This window comes from Mucilaginibacter sp. OAE612 (assembly GCF_041806395.1).
Classification (GTDB): domain Bacteria; phylum Bacteroidota; class Bacteroidia; order Sphingobacteriales; family Sphingobacteriaceae; genus Mucilaginibacter; species Mucilaginibacter rubeus.
Genome location: NZ_JBGMUW010000001.1, coordinates 2,856,962 through 2,873,644 on the forward strand (window position 1 = coordinate 2,856,962; position 16,683 = coordinate 2,873,644).

The 16,683-nt window shown below is 41.3% G+C and carries 13 protein-coding genes; 6 read left to right on the forward strand and 7 right to left on the reverse strand.

The window, feature by feature from the left end:
• Positions 1-18: 18 nt before the first annotated feature.
• Complete coding sequence (locus ABID99_RS11930) at positions 19-1,014, reverse strand: aldo/keto reductase (protein ID WP_188831931.1); 996 nt, start codon at positions 1,012-1,014, stop codon at positions 19-21.
• A gap of 172 nt (positions 1,015-1,186) precedes the next feature.
• On the opposite strand from ABID99_RS11930, the gene ABID99_RS11935 reads away from it, so the two are divergent.
• The 5 genes from ABID99_RS11935 to ABID99_RS11955 all read left to right on the forward strand — a co-directional run bounded on the left by ABID99_RS11935 (position 1,187) and on the right by ABID99_RS11955 (position 6,810).
• Positions 1,187-3,235, forward strand: coding sequence for a BatA and WFA domain-containing protein (locus ABID99_RS11935; RefSeq protein WP_373613836.1), 2,049 nt, complete (start codon positions 1,187-1,189; stop codon positions 3,233-3,235).
• A 32-nt stretch (positions 3,236-3,267) separates the two neighbouring features.
• Positions 3,268-4,518 carry a dihydroorotase family protein gene (locus ABID99_RS11940; RefSeq protein ID WP_373613837.1) on the forward strand — a complete coding sequence of 417 codons (1,251 nt, stop codon included), beginning with the start codon at positions 3,268-3,270 and terminating at the stop codon, positions 4,516-4,518.
• Positions 4,519-4,525: 7 nt separating this feature from the next.
• A complete protein-coding gene (locus ABID99_RS11945) occupies positions 4,526-5,194 on the forward strand; it encodes a hypothetical protein (RefSeq protein WP_373613838.1) in 669 nt (222 codons plus the stop codon).
• Positions 5,195-5,202: 8 nt separating this feature from the next.
• Entirely contained in the window at positions 5,203-5,781 is a 579-nt protein-coding gene (locus ABID99_RS11950) for a DUF4199 domain-containing protein (protein WP_090525645.1), read from the forward strand.
• A 462-nt stretch (positions 5,782-6,243) separates the two neighbouring features.
• A complete protein-coding gene (locus ABID99_RS11955; RefSeq protein ID WP_373613839.1) occupies positions 6,244-6,810 on the forward strand; it encodes a DUF4199 domain-containing protein in 567 nt (188 codons plus the stop codon).
• A gap of 172 nt (positions 6,811-6,982) precedes the next feature.
• Here ABID99_RS11955 and rseP read toward each other — a convergent pair whose 3' ends face one another.
• The 6 genes from rseP to ABID99_RS11985 form a co-directional block, all read right to left on the reverse strand.
• Complete coding sequence (rseP, locus tag ABID99_RS11960) at positions 6,983-8,317, reverse strand: RIP metalloprotease RseP (RefSeq protein ID WP_090525641.1); 1,335 nt, start codon at positions 8,315-8,317, stop codon at positions 6,983-6,985.
• Between the two features lie 19 nt (positions 8,318-8,336).
• A complete protein-coding gene (locus ABID99_RS11965; RefSeq protein ID WP_373613840.1) occupies positions 8,337-9,524 on the reverse strand; it encodes a 1-deoxy-D-xylulose-5-phosphate reductoisomerase in 1,188 nt (395 codons plus the stop codon).
• Positions 9,525-9,530: 6 nt separating this feature from the next.
• Positions 9,531-11,030: a GH3 auxin-responsive promoter family protein gene (locus tag ABID99_RS11970; protein ID WP_373613841.1), complete on the reverse strand. Its 1,500-nt coding sequence runs from the start codon at positions 11,028-11,030 to the stop codon at positions 9,531-9,533.
• Between the two features lie 2 nt (positions 11,031-11,032).
• Positions 11,033-11,734: a hypothetical protein gene (locus tag ABID99_RS11975; protein WP_090525637.1), complete on the reverse strand. Its 702-nt coding sequence runs from the start codon at positions 11,732-11,734 to the stop codon at positions 11,033-11,035.
• 5 nt (positions 11,735-11,739) lie between these two features.
• Positions 11,740-12,708 carry a glycosyltransferase family 2 protein gene (locus ABID99_RS11980; RefSeq protein ID WP_176624693.1) on the reverse strand — a complete coding sequence of 323 codons (969 nt, stop codon included), beginning with the start codon at positions 12,706-12,708 and terminating at the stop codon, positions 11,740-11,742.
• Positions 12,709-12,805: 97 nt separating this feature from the next.
• The gene (locus tag ABID99_RS11985; protein ID WP_090525633.1) at positions 12,806-13,756 is read right to left on the reverse strand and encodes a glycosyltransferase family 2 protein; all 951 of its coding nucleotides are present in this window, start codon (positions 13,754-13,756) and stop codon (positions 12,806-12,808) included.
• A 218-nt stretch (positions 13,757-13,974) separates the two neighbouring features.
• On the opposite strand from ABID99_RS11985, the gene ABID99_RS11990 reads away from it, so the two are divergent.
• Entirely contained in the window at positions 13,975-16,578 is a 2,604-nt protein-coding gene (locus tag ABID99_RS11990; protein ID WP_373613842.1) for a M1 family metallopeptidase, read from the forward strand.
• The last annotated feature ends 105 nt before the right edge of the window (positions 16,579-16,683 follow it).

A 16,683-nucleotide genomic window follows, 5' to 3' on the forward strand; every position in this document is an offset into this window, starting at 1 on the left:
CCGCGGTGTTAAAGATGTTTATCCAGCAATCACCAAATCACTTAACTGGTTATTGATAAACTCCATTTCCTCTCCATTGATATGAATATTGATGGCTTTGGCATTTTGAACAGATTGTTCGGCATTACGGGCGCCAACCAGCGCTACAGTTATGCCTGGATGATTGATTGTCCAGCGGATAACCAATTGCCCTAAAGTTGCACCTTTTTCGTCGGCCAATGGTTTTATTTTGGCAAGAAAGGCATTGGTACGCTCAATGTTTTGATCTTTAAAGTATTTGACGCCTGCGCGATGGTCGCCCTCATCAAAGTTTTGGCCGGGTTTCATTTTACCGGTCAATAAACCACGCTCAAGGGGACTATAAGCTAATATCGCTTTCCTATTCTCGATGCAATAAGGAATTAGCTCATCTTCAATAGCGCGGTTTACCATGCTAAACGGAACCTGGTTTGCCGCCAGCTTAATGGTTTTGGCAGCGATTTGCATTTGACTCAAATTATAATTACAAACACCTGCTTCGCGAATTTTACCCTGTTCCTGAAGACGTAAAATGGCTTCCATCGTTTCGTCAATAGGCGTAGTTTTGTCCGACCAATGAATTTGGTACAAGTCGATATAATCGGTACCAAGACGTTTGAGGCTGGTTTCACACTCGGCAATAATGCTGTCTTTACCGGCATATCGATATACATCAATATCCTTCCCGTTGTTGTCTTTACTCTTAAAAAAGAACTCACCTTTAGCAAGGTCCCAGCGCAAGCCATATTTAGTCAGGATCTGTACCTTATCCCGGGGCAGGTCTTTAATAGCCCGGCCCACCAGCTCTTCGCTTTTACCTTGTCCATAAACTGGGGCTGTATCAATTGATGTTATTCCAAGATCGTAAGCCGCGCGCATGGCATCAATAGCTTCCTGGTCATCATTGCCTCCCCACATCCAGCCGCCAGCAGCCCATGCCCCAAAAGTTATTGCCGATACGCTTAGTTTACTTTCGCCTAATCTTCTGTATTCCATTTTTTAAGTAGATTGATGTATGCACCAAATATATTTATTTATACATGATTTGAAAGGGGCATCTATAGATGTATGAATAAAGCCAGGCTAAAACCTACGCATCTGAAATTTGCACATCGGCATATTTAAAAAATTACCACATTTGTAAATAGCACAACCATCTATATAAAATATGTATTTTTTATATCCTGCTTTTTTATTCGCGTTGCTGAGCCTGGCTATCCCGGTTGTGATCCACCTGTTCAATTTTCGTAAATACAAAAAGGTATATTTCAGTAATGTACAGTTTCTGAAAGAGGTGCAGGAACAGCAGGCTTCACGCCGCAATTTGAAGGAGCGATTGATATTGGCGTCGCGTTTACTTGCTTTGTTATTTCTGATACTGGCATTTGCCCGACCTTATATCCCCGGCGCGCAAAATGCTAATGCTGGTAAACAGCAGGTGATCAGCGTTTTTGTGGATAATTCTTACTCCATGGAAACCCTTAACCGCGAGGGCTCGTTACTTGATGAAGCCAAACGCCGTGCTAAGGAAATTACTTCGGCTTATAATATTAATGATCGGTTTCAATTACTTACGCAAGATTTTGAAGGTAAACATCAAAGACTATTGAGCCGTGATGAATTTAATGATGCAGTTGATGCGGTTAAAGTAAGTTCACAAAGCAGGAGCTTACAACAGGTTATCAGCAGACAGGAAAACCTATTGCAAAATCAACCGGGAGCTCCCAAGTCGGTGTTTATTATTTCTGATTTTCAAAAAAACAGAAATGATAAACCAGTGAAAGCCGATAGTAATATTGCCGTTAACCTTGTTCAGCTTAAAGCCGGGAACCTTCCCAATGTTGCTGTTGATTCGATTTGGCTCCTTGGTGCGGTACATCGCCCGGGTGAAAGTGAAAAACTGGTTGTACGCCTACATAATTACGCTACAGAAAAAGCAGAAAAGATTCCCCTCAAAATATTAATTAATGGTGAGCAAAAGGCGCTCGGTAGCTTCAGTATCAATGCCCGCCATGTTCAAAATGATACCTTATCATTTTCGGGCTTAAAACCTGGATGGCAGAGCGGTGAAATTCAGTTGCAGGACAACCCGGTCACATTTGACAACCAGTTTTATTTTAGTTTTAATGTAAAGGAGCAAATGCCGATTCTGCTGATAGATGGAGGCGCTCCAAATCCATATCTGAAGGCTGTTTTTGCATCTGACGCTTTCTTTGCTGCATCCCGTGTAACCGATGGTAACGTTGATTACGCTGCACTTAATAGCTACCCTATAGTAATTATCAGCGACATTAAAACCATAGCTACCGGACTGGCACAGCAGTTGAGAACCTACGTGACAAAAGGAGGGACGCTGGTTGTATTTCCGTCGGCCGATGCTGATCTGGCTAATTATAAGTCATTTTTATTAGCCTTAAATGCCGGATATCCTGAAAAGCTAATAACCCAGGACGTAAAAGTAGCCTCCATCAACAAACAGAGCGCAGTATTTAAAAATGTATTTGAGAGCTTTCCTCAAAATCCTGATTTGCCATCCGTAAAAAAATATTATCAGCTGAGTAAAAGCGGTTCTAAGCAGGAAAGCCTGATGAACCTTGCTACCGGCGAAGCTTTTTGGGAGGGTTACAGCAGCGGAAAAGGGAATGTTTACATGTGTGCTGTACCTCTTAGCGAAGATTTTAGTAACCTGCCAAGGCATGCGCTGTTTGTACCCATACTTTTTAGGATGGCATTATTAAGCGGGCATGACCAACCCTTATTTTACACTTTTGGTGCCGACGAAAGTTTTGAGGTACCACCCGTACAAACCACCGAAAAGCAATTGCTCAAACTCACCAAAGGCAATCAAAGCATTATCCCGGATGTAAGGCAGCAGGAGGGAAGTACGTTGTTATATGTTTCTGATCAATTAAATGAACCCGGAATTTATTCGCTCCGCAAGCAGGACAGTACGCTGGCAACACTTGCTCTTAACGATAACCGGGCAGAATCAGATATGAGTTATTTTACGGCGGCCGATCTCGAAAAAATACTACCAAATGCAAAGCCCTTATTAACAGCAGGAAGCGGTTCATTAAAAAGTGTTGTTGCCGAATCAAATTTTGGCACACAATTATGGAAACTTTGTATAATTTTGGCGCTGATCTTCCTGCTTGCAGAAATTTTGTTAATCAGGTTTTATAAGCCTGATCAACAGGGCGTTATTCAGGCTGGATAGATCGATACAAATCCACACATAAAGCAGTGCTAATGAATTTGCTTATCAAATCAGCCACTATTCTTGATCCCGGATCATCCTTTCATCAACAAGTTGCCGATATTTTAATTGAAAATGGTGTTATCACCCGCATAGGCGACGATATAGATGCCGATGCCGAACTGTTTGATGCCGAAGGCAAATATGTTTCGCCCGGTTTTTTCGATCTTAACTGTAATGTAGGCGAGTTGGGCCTTGAAACCAAGGAAGACCTTCGCTCCGGTACAGTAGCCGCAGCAGCAGGAGGTTTTACGGGCATAGCACTAATGCCCAATACCCAGCCGCCGGTGCATTCCAAGTCGGAAGTTGAATACCTGCTAAACCGCTCAAAAGGTAACCTGGTTGATGTTTATCCTCTGGGGACCATATCGCAGAAGCGTGAAGGGAAAGATCTTGCCGAAATGTATGATATGTACCAAAGCGGTGCCAGGGCTTTTACCGATGGCAGTCGCCCGGTACAGGACGCGGGTTTAATGGAAAGAGCTTTACTGTATGCACAGGGTTTTGACGCATTGGTTTTCTCTTACCCTGAAGATACCGCTATAGCAGGTAAGGCAAAAGTTAATGAGGGGGAGATCAGCACGCTGCTTGGCATGAAGGGTATCCCTTCGCTGGCCGAAGAACTGATGGTTGCCCGTGATCTTTATCTTGCAGAATACACCGTGTCCCGCATCCATTTTACAACCATATCAACTGCGCGTTCGATCGAATTGATCCGTGAGGCCAAGCGTAAAGGCATTGAAGTTACCTGCGACGTTGCCGCACATCATTTAGTATTAACCGATGAGGCCCTTTTAGGCTTTGACAGTTTATATAAAGTGAAACCACCCCTGCGTACTGCCGATGATGTTGCTGCGTTGATAAAAGGTTTAAAAGACGGCACTATCGACGCCATTGTATCGCAACATACCCCACACGAAATTGAATTTAAAGATGTGGAGTTTGAAGTTGCTGAATATGGCATAATAGGTCTGCAAACCGCATTTTCCCTGGCTTTAAAAGCGGGTTTACCGGTTGAACTTATAGTTGAAAAACTGGCTGTTAATCCCCGCGAAATACTTGGTGTTGAACTGCCGGTTATCGCTGAAGATGAAAAGGCAAACATCGTGGTTTTTGATACTGATACCGAATGGGAATACACTGCGGCTAACAACAAATCTAAATCTGCAAACTCGCCTTATATCGGGCAGCGTTTAAAAGGTAAAGTATTGTTAACTTACAACAATCAACAAATCTTTAAATAACATACCTATGATCGATCCTAAAATAGAAAACGCCTTTATAGCAGCGCTTGAGGCCTTCTCCAAATACAACAGCTTTGATGCAACCCAGCTAACCGATGAGTTTGCTGATGTTTTTGCGTCCGACGAAGATTTTTTATCTAAAGTAGATGAGCTTGATGCGGTTTTTGATGAAAATCCTGAAGTAGAAGAACTTCGTGAGATCTTCTTCGATTTGCTAATGATCAACTTCTTTAGCGCAGATGTTAAAAAACTGGAAGAAGATTACCTCGATACTCCTGAATGGGAGAGCATTGAAGAAGAAACGCTCGACCGCGGTACCGAACTCCTTAACCTTTTACTATATCTGAATGAGTGTGAAGATGAAGATATTGAGCCGGAACTGGAAGATTACCTGAAAGAGTTTTTATTAGTTGATGAAGACGAGTTCCAGGATGAATACCGCATTTATGAGCCGGTTATTGCCAACCAAATCCTGATTGAAAGCCCGGTATCCGAAATCAGCAAGGTTGCTACTACGCTTCCTGAAGATTCGGAGCTTAAAGAGCTGTTTTACCCCATGATGTGCTTTTTTCAAAACATTGATCCATCTGACGAAGAGAAGAAAGAGATTGCTGATAATGCTATCAACAAAGAGTTTGATATGGCAGTTTTAGAAATTTTAGTTAGTTTTCAATAGCCTTTTTGATGAGCGCACAATTAGAAAGAACCATAAAAATACAAGGACTTATCAAAGGATTGATTTTAGGTGCAGTATTGGCTGTGGTAAGTATTATTTATTTTTATTTTATGGTAAGTGTAGCATCGGCTGTCGCAATAACAGTTGGTGCAATACTTTTCACGTACATATTTCCGATAGCTATTGCTGCTTTGTTTTGCATAAATCTGAGGAGCAAAGTCGGCGGGTATTGGACAATGAGGCAGGCCGCCACCGGAATTTTCATTATGTTTTTCATTTCAAACCTGACCATATTTATACTACGTGATCAGATATTTGCAAACGCTATAGAACCGCAAATGGCTCAGAAGACTAAGACAGCTATGGTTACAGCTTTGACTAAACTGAAAGAAAGCACTGCCAAACCGGAAGAAAAGAAGGAAGCTGACGCCAAGATTCAGGAGATGGAGAAAAGCTTTCAAACCGGAAAAAGCATTACCATAGGTCAGCAAATCCAGTCATTAGGTATAAGCATTATATTTCTGTTTGTTTTATCGATAATTTTCGCTGCTTTCTTTAAACGGGAGCCGGCGGAGTCTATTTCTTGAATAAAAGATTAATCGTATAACAAAACAGGCTTTTCAAATTTTGAAAGGCCTGTTTTGTTATACCGAGTTTACGAAATTAAAACCAGGATAACACACCCTAATAAACTGGGTTAACACTGGCTAACACATTTTAAATAAAGTGATTATAAATAATAGTAATCAGTATATTGTATTTCTACCGGGTTAACACTACTGATATTTTTGAATAATTAAGCACATCTGAATGTTTGCGCCTGTTATTTGCAAAAATAGGTGCCGAGTGGGCCTGGGCGTTTAACCTGCTTCAGACCATAAAACAGCATCTAATAGCTCGCCTGTATCATAGCCTTTCCTCAGTTATATTAATTAACAACGAGATATCGGCGATAAACATTTGAAAAGCATTTGCCTGGGTAAAAAATAAACATATACATGATATAAGATAATTAGTTAATTTTAACCAAACACTAAATAACCTATATCATGGAAATAAAAAAAGCGAGCCCATCGCAACCAGCCCTGAAGTGGGCGCTAATTAACCTGGTAACTTCAATAGTTATAACTTATGCATTTCAGTTTCTTGATATTGACCCCAACTCATCTCTTAAATACCTGAGTTTTTTGCCCTTCATCGCTTTCTTGCTGTTAACGCAAAAAGAATACAAAGATCAGCTTGGCGGATATATTACCTACGGAGAAGGCTTTTTATCCGGTTTTTTATATGCGATTTTTACAGGAGTTTTCGTTGCGGTATTCACTTATGTATATTATGCGATATTAAGTCCGGAAATGGTTAATAAGGCCCTAACTGCCTCACGCGCGCAAATGGAAGCAAAAGGAAATCTGTCGCAGGATCAAATAGACAATGCCTTAAGTATGGTAAGTAAATATTTTGCGGTTATAGCGACAGTAAGCGTTGTATTTATATACGTCATTTTTGGCGCTATAGTGAGTCTGATCTCGGCAGCGGTATTCAAAAATGAAAGATCACCTTTTGACACCGTTTCCGATAATTACGAAGATCCTAAACCTATTGATCCGGCGGTATAAAACAAGCTGAAAGCAGAATGCTCAAAGCTTAAAGCTAATTCTAATTTGTACAGCTATTCAATTGATTGATAAATTCATATAAAACAAGAAAGGCCTTTCAGTAGTTGAAAGACCTTTCTTGTTTTATATGCTTGGGAGGCATCTCTAACCTCCAATCACTAATCTCTAATCGCTATTTCTTCATTACCAGCTTCACAATATCGTTACCAAAAACAAATACCATTAGGGTAACTAAAATTACAAAGCCTACAATCTGGGCGCGTTCAAGGAACTTATCGCTCAACGGTTTACCTTTAATCATTTCAATGATCAGGAATACCGCGTGGCCTCCGTCAAGAGCTGGAATAGGCAAAAGGTTCATTAATGCCAATACCATCGAAAGGAAGCCAACCAGCGTCCAAAAGTGAACCCAATCAACAGTACCACCAAACAGGTTGGCTATAGCTACCGGTCCGCTTACTGCTTTACCAGGGTTAACATCACCTCTGAAAATCTTACCGATACCTTTGGCATTATCCCTGAAAGTTCCCCATGCTCTTTGTGCTCCTATAGGAAAAGCCTCGAAAAAACCGTACTTTATTGTTTTGATATCCGGAAAATCGCTTTTTGCACGGTAAAAGCCCAGCTTGCCTTCTGGCGTAACCTGTGCTTTCAAGGTAACCAGTTCATGGTTGCGTTTTATACCCAGTTCAACCTGTTTGCCTTTATTAGCCGATAGTTGAGCCTGCAATTCGTCCCAAAATACAATTGGATGATTGTTGGCCATTACAATGCTGTCGCCCTTTTTTAAACCTGCTTTTACAGCATTACTGCCCGGTTCCAATGAATCAACAATGAACTTGGCACGGGGCAGGCGACTGATGAAACCTTCTATATCATGATCGTTCAAATCATTTAGGATGGTACGCGGAATGCTGATCTGCAAAGTTTGGGTGCCACGCAACACGGTAAAAACAGTATTATCCAATAATACCTGCGGACTTGTAAGATCATCAAAACGTTCAAATGGCTTACCATTGATAGCAACAACCTTGTCGCCTATTTGAAGGCCTATTTTTTTACCTACTTCACCTGGTACAATACCGTATTTTGCTGCCGAATTAGGTATATAACTATCGCCAAAACGCATGGTTAGCACCCAAAATATCAAGATGCCCAGTATAACATTTACCGTAACACCACCAAGCATTACAATAAGGCGCTGCCAAGCTGGTTTTGAACGAAACTCCCAAGGTTGCGGCGGACCAGCCATTTGTTCTGTATCCATCGATTCATCAATCATACCGGCAATTTTAACATAGCCACCAAGTGGTAGCCAGCCAATACCATACTCAACGCCTTTATATGTAAATTTAAACAGGCTCACGTTCCAGGCATCAAAAAACAGGTAGAATTTTTCTACCTTAATGCCAAAGGCCCGTGCCGCCAGGAAATGCCCCAGTTCATGCAGGATTATCAAAATTGAAAGGCCCAGTATAAGCTGGCCCACCATGATCACTATACTCATTATCTATATCTATGTAATATTAAAACTGTAATGTTTTTGAAGCTCGTTGCTGTATATAATTTTGCGCAAAGATGCGTGTTTCTTTGTCAGTATTCAAATAGTCTGTTAAGGTAGGGTTTGCAACGAAATTTATTTTCTGCACGCACTCTTCAATGATGCCGCTCATAGTTAAAAAGCCAATTTTACGGTCAAGAAACCCGGCAACCGCTATTTCATTTGCCGCATTGATAATGCAAGGCATGTTACCTCCCTGTTTTAACGCAGCGTACGCTAAGCTTAGATTACGGAAAGTTTCCATGTCTGGTTTTTCGAAAGTGAGGTTAGCGTAGTCGGCAAAGCTGAAACGTTTAAAATTCGTTTCGATCCGGTTGGGATAGGTGAGGGCATACTGTATAGGCAGCTTCATATCGGGCAAACCCAATTGTGCCTTAATTGATCCATCCCTGAACTGCACCAGTGAGTGAATAATAGATTGCGGGTGAACTACAACCTCGATCTGATCGGCCTCAACATCAAACAGCCATTTGGCTTCAATAACCTCAAGGCCCTTGTTCATTAATGATGCCGAGTCGATGGTGATTTTGGCGCCCATTACCCAGTTTGGATGTTTAAGCGCGTCTTCGCGGGTAACGTTGGCTAAGAAATCAAGACCGCGGCCGCGGAAAGGCCCGCCCGATGCGGTAATGATCAGTTTTTCTATCGACTTATACTCCTCACCAACGAGACTTTGGAATATTGCTGAGTGCTCCGAATCAACCGGTAGAATCTGAACTTCATTTTGTTTCGCCAATGCGGTTATGATATCGCCGGCAACAACCAATGTCTCTTTGTTGGCCAGGGCAATGTCTTTACCCGCTTTAATAGCTGCAATAGTTGGTTCAAGCCCTGCAAAGCCTACCATGGCAGTCAGCACAACCGCAATTTCGGGATGCGTTACTGTATCAATGATAGCCTGGTGACCGGCAAGTACCTGTATTGGCAAATGTGCTAAAGCCTCTTTAACTTCCTGGTATTTGCTTTGATCACAGATAATGGCATATTCCGGCACAAACTCAATAGCCTGGCTGATGAGTAAATCGGCATTAGAATGTGCTGTGAGCAAAAACGCCCTGAATAAATTGCTGTTCCACCTTACAACATCAAGTGTTTGTGTACCGATGCTGCCTGTTGAGCCAAGGATGGCAATGTTTTTTATTTGGTTACTCAAGTATCTTTATTTTATAAAACTCTTTAATCCTTCGGCAATCTTCCTGTCGTTTGATAGCCGTGGTACTTTGTTTTGCCCGCCAAGTTTACCTTCAGTCCTCATATAATTGATAAAGGCATCTTTTTGCAGGCTTTGGATCACCAAAGGTTGCAAAATGTTACCTTCAATCAGGTCAAAATAGTAAATATTTTTATTCTGCAACGCCTTGTCCACTTTTATGGCGAAAGCCTGAAGATTGTCAGGGGCTGTACCAAACTCGATAAACCATTCATGGTAAGGTAATTGCCCCGCTGCAGGGTTAACCTGGGGTGCAACGGTAAATTCAACCACGTCAACGCCCTCTTCTTTAGCCACGCTCATTAATGCATACTCTACCTCTTCGCCTATAACATGTTCACCAAAAGCCGATATATAATGCTTAATGCGGCCGGTTACCACAATACGATACGGATCTTTTGAAACAAATTTAATCGTATCGCCTATGCTATAGCCCCATAAACCAGCGCTGGTGTTCATGATGAGCGCGTAGTTTCTATTCAACTCTACATCTTTAATATTAATGCGGGTTGGGCTTTCATTAAAATACTCTTCGGATGGGATGAATTCGTAGAAGATCCCAGAATCAACTAATAATAAAAGGCCTTTTTCTTTTTGCGAATCCTGGAACGCGATGAATCCTTCAGATGCCGGGTAGGTTTCTATCGAATCGATCTTGAAACCGATACTTTCCTCAATACGGGCGCGGTAAGGCTCGTAATTAACTCCTCCGTAAACGTAAAGCTTAAAGTTTGGGAAAATGTCTTTTATCTTTTTACCTCCTGCTTTGGCCGAAAGCCTGTCGAAATACATCTGGCACCAGGGAGGGATCCCGCTGATGAGGCGCATATCTTCATTAAAAGTTTCGTCTACAATGGCATCAACTTTTTGTTCCCAGTCTTCTATGCAGTTGGTTTCATAGCTCGGCAAGCGGTTTTTTTGCAGATAAGCGGGAACATGATGCGCAACGATACCCGAAAGCCTGCCTGTTGAAATGCCATGCTTTTCGGCTAAAATGGGGCTGCCCTGCAAAAATATCAATTTGCCATCAACAAAATCAGAGTTACCGGTTTCGTGGATATAGCTTAGCAAAGCATTACGTGCCGCTTTGATATGCTCCGGCATGCTTTCTTTAGAAATGGGGATATATTTTACACCGGATGTTGTACCGGATGTTTTGGCGAGATAAGCAGGTTTCCCGGGCCATAGCACATCCTCCTCGCCATTAACCACTCGGTCGATATAGGGGCGAAGGTCTTCATAGTCATGTACAGGCACCAATCGCTTAAAATCCTCGTAGTTGTTGATCTTTTCAAACTGATGATCTTTACCAAAACTGGTGTCTTTGGCCGCATGCACCAGATCTGTAAATGCCTTTTGCTGAAATGCAACCGCGTTTTTACGAACCTTATTTAATTCCCGATTAACAAAGGCAGCAAATACTTTACTTAATGCAGATTTAAATCCCATTTTTAATTGGTTTCAGATAGGTCATCATCCACATCAAGGTGGCTATAAACCAGTTTGCGATAGGCTGCCATCAAAATTATGTTAGCAAATGGAATAGCTATTATTAACCCTACAACGGTGATTGCTGCAACCAGCATCAATATTTCGATTATAATGAAGATCAAGAAATATTTTAAAAAATTCCCCTTTATCAAATAAAAGCTTTGTTGTACTGATTCTATCGGCCCCGACGCGTCATCAACAATGAAACAGGTGCAAATAGGAAAATAGAACAAAAAAAAGAACTGAACAATAAGTCCGATAATAAATTTGAAAAAATCCTGGGCGAAACCTTCTTTTAAACCTTCAACCAGGTGGGTCGCAAAAACAGCTAATGTACTCACCAGTACCAATAACGTAAGATAGCTTACCAGCATCCTGATTTTAGGAATGATCTCGCTAAAATCAAAATCATAGTATTCTTTGTCCATTAATCTGAATACCAGCTTTATAAATGCTAAGAATATGAAAGTTATTTCAACCAGTAACACAACAAAGCCAATAGAACTCACCATTGCATTATCATCAAAATAAAATACGGCAAAGCCTGATATGAAGACAAATATCATGGCAACTACCGAGTAGACCGAGATTATGGCAAAATTCTTCTTTAAAATATTCCATGCGGTTTTAATGGTCTCCGCTACAGAAAAGGGGTGGTACATATTGCTTATGATCTACTTAAAACTTTCCGCTTCCAAAAATCCTGTATAAATCCTAACCCGTAGGCAATAAGTTGTGTGAAGGCAGCTATAATGCTCAAAAATGCGATTTTTAACGATTTATTTTTCCACCATGCATGGAAAAATATTAACAAAGTGAAAATCAACAGTATAAAATTACCTACAGGTGCTAATACAGAGCCAAATAGGTTTAGAATAATAGTAAGGATAACACCTACTGTAAAAGCAGCCGGGAAAAAATGAACCAGCTTTAACTCCTGCGGGAAAAATTTAGAAATATTGATGCGCGCCCTTCCGAAAAAGTGCAGCTGCTTATAAAACTGATAAAAGTTGGTTCGTCGTTTATGATAGACTATTGCATCTGGAATCAACCCAATTTTAAAGCCCAGCGAATGGATCCTAATGCTGTATTCTATATCCTCACCAAGGCGGGTGATAATAAATCCGCCGGCTTTTTCCCAGGCCTGCCTTGAAACACCCATGTTAAAACTACGTGGGTGAAACTGCCCTATACCTTTTTTATTACCACGAATACCTCCGGTAGTAAAAGGGGAGGTCATGGAATAGCTTATGGCTTTTTGTGTAGGGGTAAAAGATTCGTGTGCGCCATCGGGACCACCATAGGCATCGAGATAGTTTTTTGCCAATGAATCGTTTACAATTCGGAGGTAATTGGGGGGGACTAAACAATCCGAGTCAAAAATTACAAAATAATCGCCTTTGGCACGCTCAAAACCAAAGTTACGTGCAAAACCCTGGCCTTCATTCTGTTTTTTAAAATAACGCAGGTTAAGCTTATCGGTAAAGGTATTTACTATGACTTCAGCATCATTTACAGAACCATCTTCAATAACCAAAACCTCAAAATTGTGATAGGTTTGCAAGGTGAGGCTTTCCAGCAGTTCTTTAATTTCCTGCGGTCGGTTATATAAAGGAATGATGATGGAAAAAAACATGTTTTTAGAATAGATGTGAGATTTAAGATGTTAGATATGAGACAGGAGGCAAGTATTCAAAAAGTCTCAAATCTCATATCTAACATCTCAAATCTGATTAAATTGTTTCCTCAATTTGGTAATGGTTACGTTCGCTTGCGCTGCGTGAAACAAGCTCGGCAACAAAGCCTGTTAAAAACAATTGTGAGCCTAATATAATAGCAACTAAGGCTATATAAAACAGCGGACTCGTGGTTACATCCCTGTATTTTAGGTTGTGTGCTATATTGTAAAGCTTTTCCCAAATTATCCAGATGGCCATAATCAAACCCGTAAAAAAGCTCAATGTGCCCAGCGTACCAAAAAAGTGCATCGGACGCTTGCCAAATTTACCTACAAAGAAAATTGAAAGCAGATCGAGAAAGCCGTTGATAAACCGGCTTAAGCCAAACTTGGTTTTGCCATATTTGCGAGGGCGGTGCTCAACAACCTGTTCGCCAATTTTGGTAAAGCCTGCCCACTTGGCCAGCACCGGGATATAACGGTGCATCTCGCCATAAATTTCAATGTTTTTAACTACAACATTACGATAGGCTTTTAAACCGCAATTAAAATCATGCAGGTTATGGATGCCACTCATACGACGGGTTGCCGCGTTGAATAGTTTGGTAGGTATAGTTTTGCTCAGCGGGTCGTGCCTTTTTGCTTTCCAGCCCGAAACAAGGTCGTATTTCTCTTCAGTTATCCGGCGGTAAAGTTCCGGGATCTCATCCGGACTATCCTGCAAATCGGCATCCATGGTGATCACCACATTGCCTTTGGCAGCGATAAAACCGGTGTTAAGGGCTGCGGATTTACCATAATTACGCCTGAATTTAATGCCTTTGATAAAAGGATTACCGGTTTGCAGCTTTCTGATCATTTCCCATGATCCGTCCTTGCTGCCATCGTCAACCAAAATTATCTCGTAAGTAAAACGGTTTTCGTCCATTACCCGGCTAATCCATGAGGTTAATTCGGGTAATGATTCTACTTCATCGTAAAGAGGTACTACAACTGATATATCCATTTATTAGGGCTGCGATCAACGACCTGTATGTGCCGTAAATCATCCGCAAAAATATAAAAAATAGGGATTGATTTGCAACAATGTATCAACGGCCATTTTAGCAAAATAGTTTATTCGTAATTGTTATAAACAAATGAGCCTGATACTACGTAACCAAGCAATTACGTTTCAAGTCAAATATATTTTAATATCTTTCCCTCACAATTAAAACACAGTTAATGAAATTCTACAAAGCCGCGTTGTTATTGGTTTTAGGCATTTATGCCGGTGAAGTAAAAGCGCAAAATGCAGATCAGGCAGCACCCAAGTATGATCAGCACAAAGTATTTAACCCTATATTTTACCCCGAAAGGGGCGGTGAGTTCAGGACGGCCAGTGGTGCTCCAGGTCCAAAATACTGGCAAAACCGGGCCGATTATAAGCTTGATGTTACGCTTGATACCGCTAAACACCGGATAGAGGGCAGTACTTTAATTACTTACACCAATAACAGCCCGGATGCGCTTGGGTTTTTATGGCTCCAGGTAGATCAGAATATTTATAAAGAGGATTCACGTGCCGAATCTACAAGCAATGTTTCGGGTGGAAGGTTTGCAAATAAATCATATACAAAGGGTGCCGAAATAAAATCGGTTTATATCATCAACAAAGGCAAAACGCTGAAAGCCGATTACCTGATCACTGATACCCGTATGCAGATCAAGCTTAAAGATTCATTACGTGCAGCCGGGAGCAAATTGCAGATCAAGATTGAATACGGTTTTGATATTCCCGAATATGGTACCGACAGAATGGGCCGTCAGCATAGTAAAAATGGCTGGATCTATGAAATTGCGCAGTGGTACCCACGCATGGAAGTTTACGACGATGTAACCGGATGGAACACCATACCATATCTTGGTGCAAGCGAGTTTTACCTGGAGTACGGCAATTTTGATTATACTATTACCGCGCCTGCAAGTTTGGTTGTAGCTGGATCGGGCGAACTGCTTAACCCTGCTGAAGTATTATCACCTACCTCGATAAACCGTTTGGCCGAAGCCCGTAAGAGTGATAAAACAGTTATCATTAAAGATTCGACTGATATTTTACGTAATAACGATTACCCGAAAAAGCCGACGCTCACCTGGCATTTTATGTGTAAAAACGCCCGTGATGTGGCCTGGGCTGCGTCAAAAGCATTTATCTGGGACGCCGCACGCATCAATTTGCCGAGTGGTAAAAAAGCTCTTGCACAATCAGTTTATCCAGTTGAGGCTAAAGGGAATAACTCGTATGGCCGCTCAACCGAATATGTTAAAGCCGCAATTGAACTATATAGTGATAAATGGTTTGAATATACTTATCCTGTAGCTACTAATGTGGCCGGTATAGTAGGAGGGATGGAGTACCCGGGTATCGTATTCTGTGGCTCAAATAATCAAAACGGGGGTTTGTGGGAGGTTACCAACCACGAGTTTGGCCATAACTGGTTCCCGATGATCGTCGGTTCAAATGAGCGTAAATACGCCTGGATGGACGAGGGTTTTAACACCTTTTTAAATAATGTTGATACCAAGGTATTTAACAAGGGTGAATATTATGAAAAGCCCGATCAGCAAAAAAGTGCCGCTTATTTATTTAGCCCAGGTGCTGAGGCTATTATGAATACGCCCGATGTGATACAGGAGGATTTTTTAGCAGTTGCTGCTTATGAAAAACCGGCCTTAGGATTAACTATTTTACGCGAACAGATCTTAGGTGAAGAGCGTTTTGATTATGCATTTAAAACCTATATCAAACGCTGGGCTTTTAAACATCCAACTCCCTGGGATTTTTTCCATACGATGGATAATGCCGCAGGTGAGGACCTGAGCTGGTTTTGGAACGAATGGTTTTTCACCACCTGGAAAGTTGATCAGGGTATAAAGGATATTTCTTATCCAGATAATGATGCCACCAAAGGTGCTACAATCACCATTGTAAACCTGGAAGAAATGGCATTGCCGGTTACCATATCAATTAAAGAAGAGAACGGAAAAACCGGCATTGTAAAGCTTCCGGCTGAGATCTGGCAGCGCGGCGATACCTGGGCCTTCCCGTACAAATCGACCTCGAAAATTGCTTATGCAACCATCGATCCTGATCATAATTTACCTGATGTTAATCCCGAAAATAACTCATATAGCGGGCTGCCGATTCCACAAGGCACAACTGCAAGTACTGTAATCAAGGCGTATTTAGATGCCATTGGCGGTGCCGACAAACTAAAAAATATTCGCGATCTGCAAACATCGGCAGTTGGTAATATACAAGGCGCCGATGTTCAATTGGTAACCCGGTATAAAATGCCTGATAAGTACTACCAGGAAGCAATAGTACCCTCATATAACAACCTCGTTGTGTCGCATATCACACTTAATGGCGATAGTATAAAAGCAAGGCAGGTTAACAGGGATGTACAGCTTGATGATGCAGCCAAAAAAATGATCAAACTTAAAAGCCGCCCGTTTCCCGAACTTGATTATGAGCGGATAAATCAAAATATAACGCTGCAGCCTATTTTAAGAGTGGTAAATAACGAGCTGGCCTACGAGGTTGATATCAATATAGGTACTGAGATTCATATCCATAATTATTATAGCCAAAAAACAGGACTGAAGCTTAAACAAACCATTGAAGGGGCAAATGACCTGACTGTTGAGTTTGGTAACTATGAAGGTATAAACGGAGGTATTAAAATTCCGTTCTCTGTAAAGACCATCCTGGTTGGCCAACCAATTGAATTTAAGGTTAAAGAGACATCTGTTAATTCTAATCCGTCGAACGAGGCTTTTAAGTAGGCTCAACACCGTAAACCGATGGGGCATCTTAATTTTTCATATAAATTGAAAATTAAGATGCCCCATTTTTATTTTCTATGCTACAAGCCTGAAAATCCCCATCAA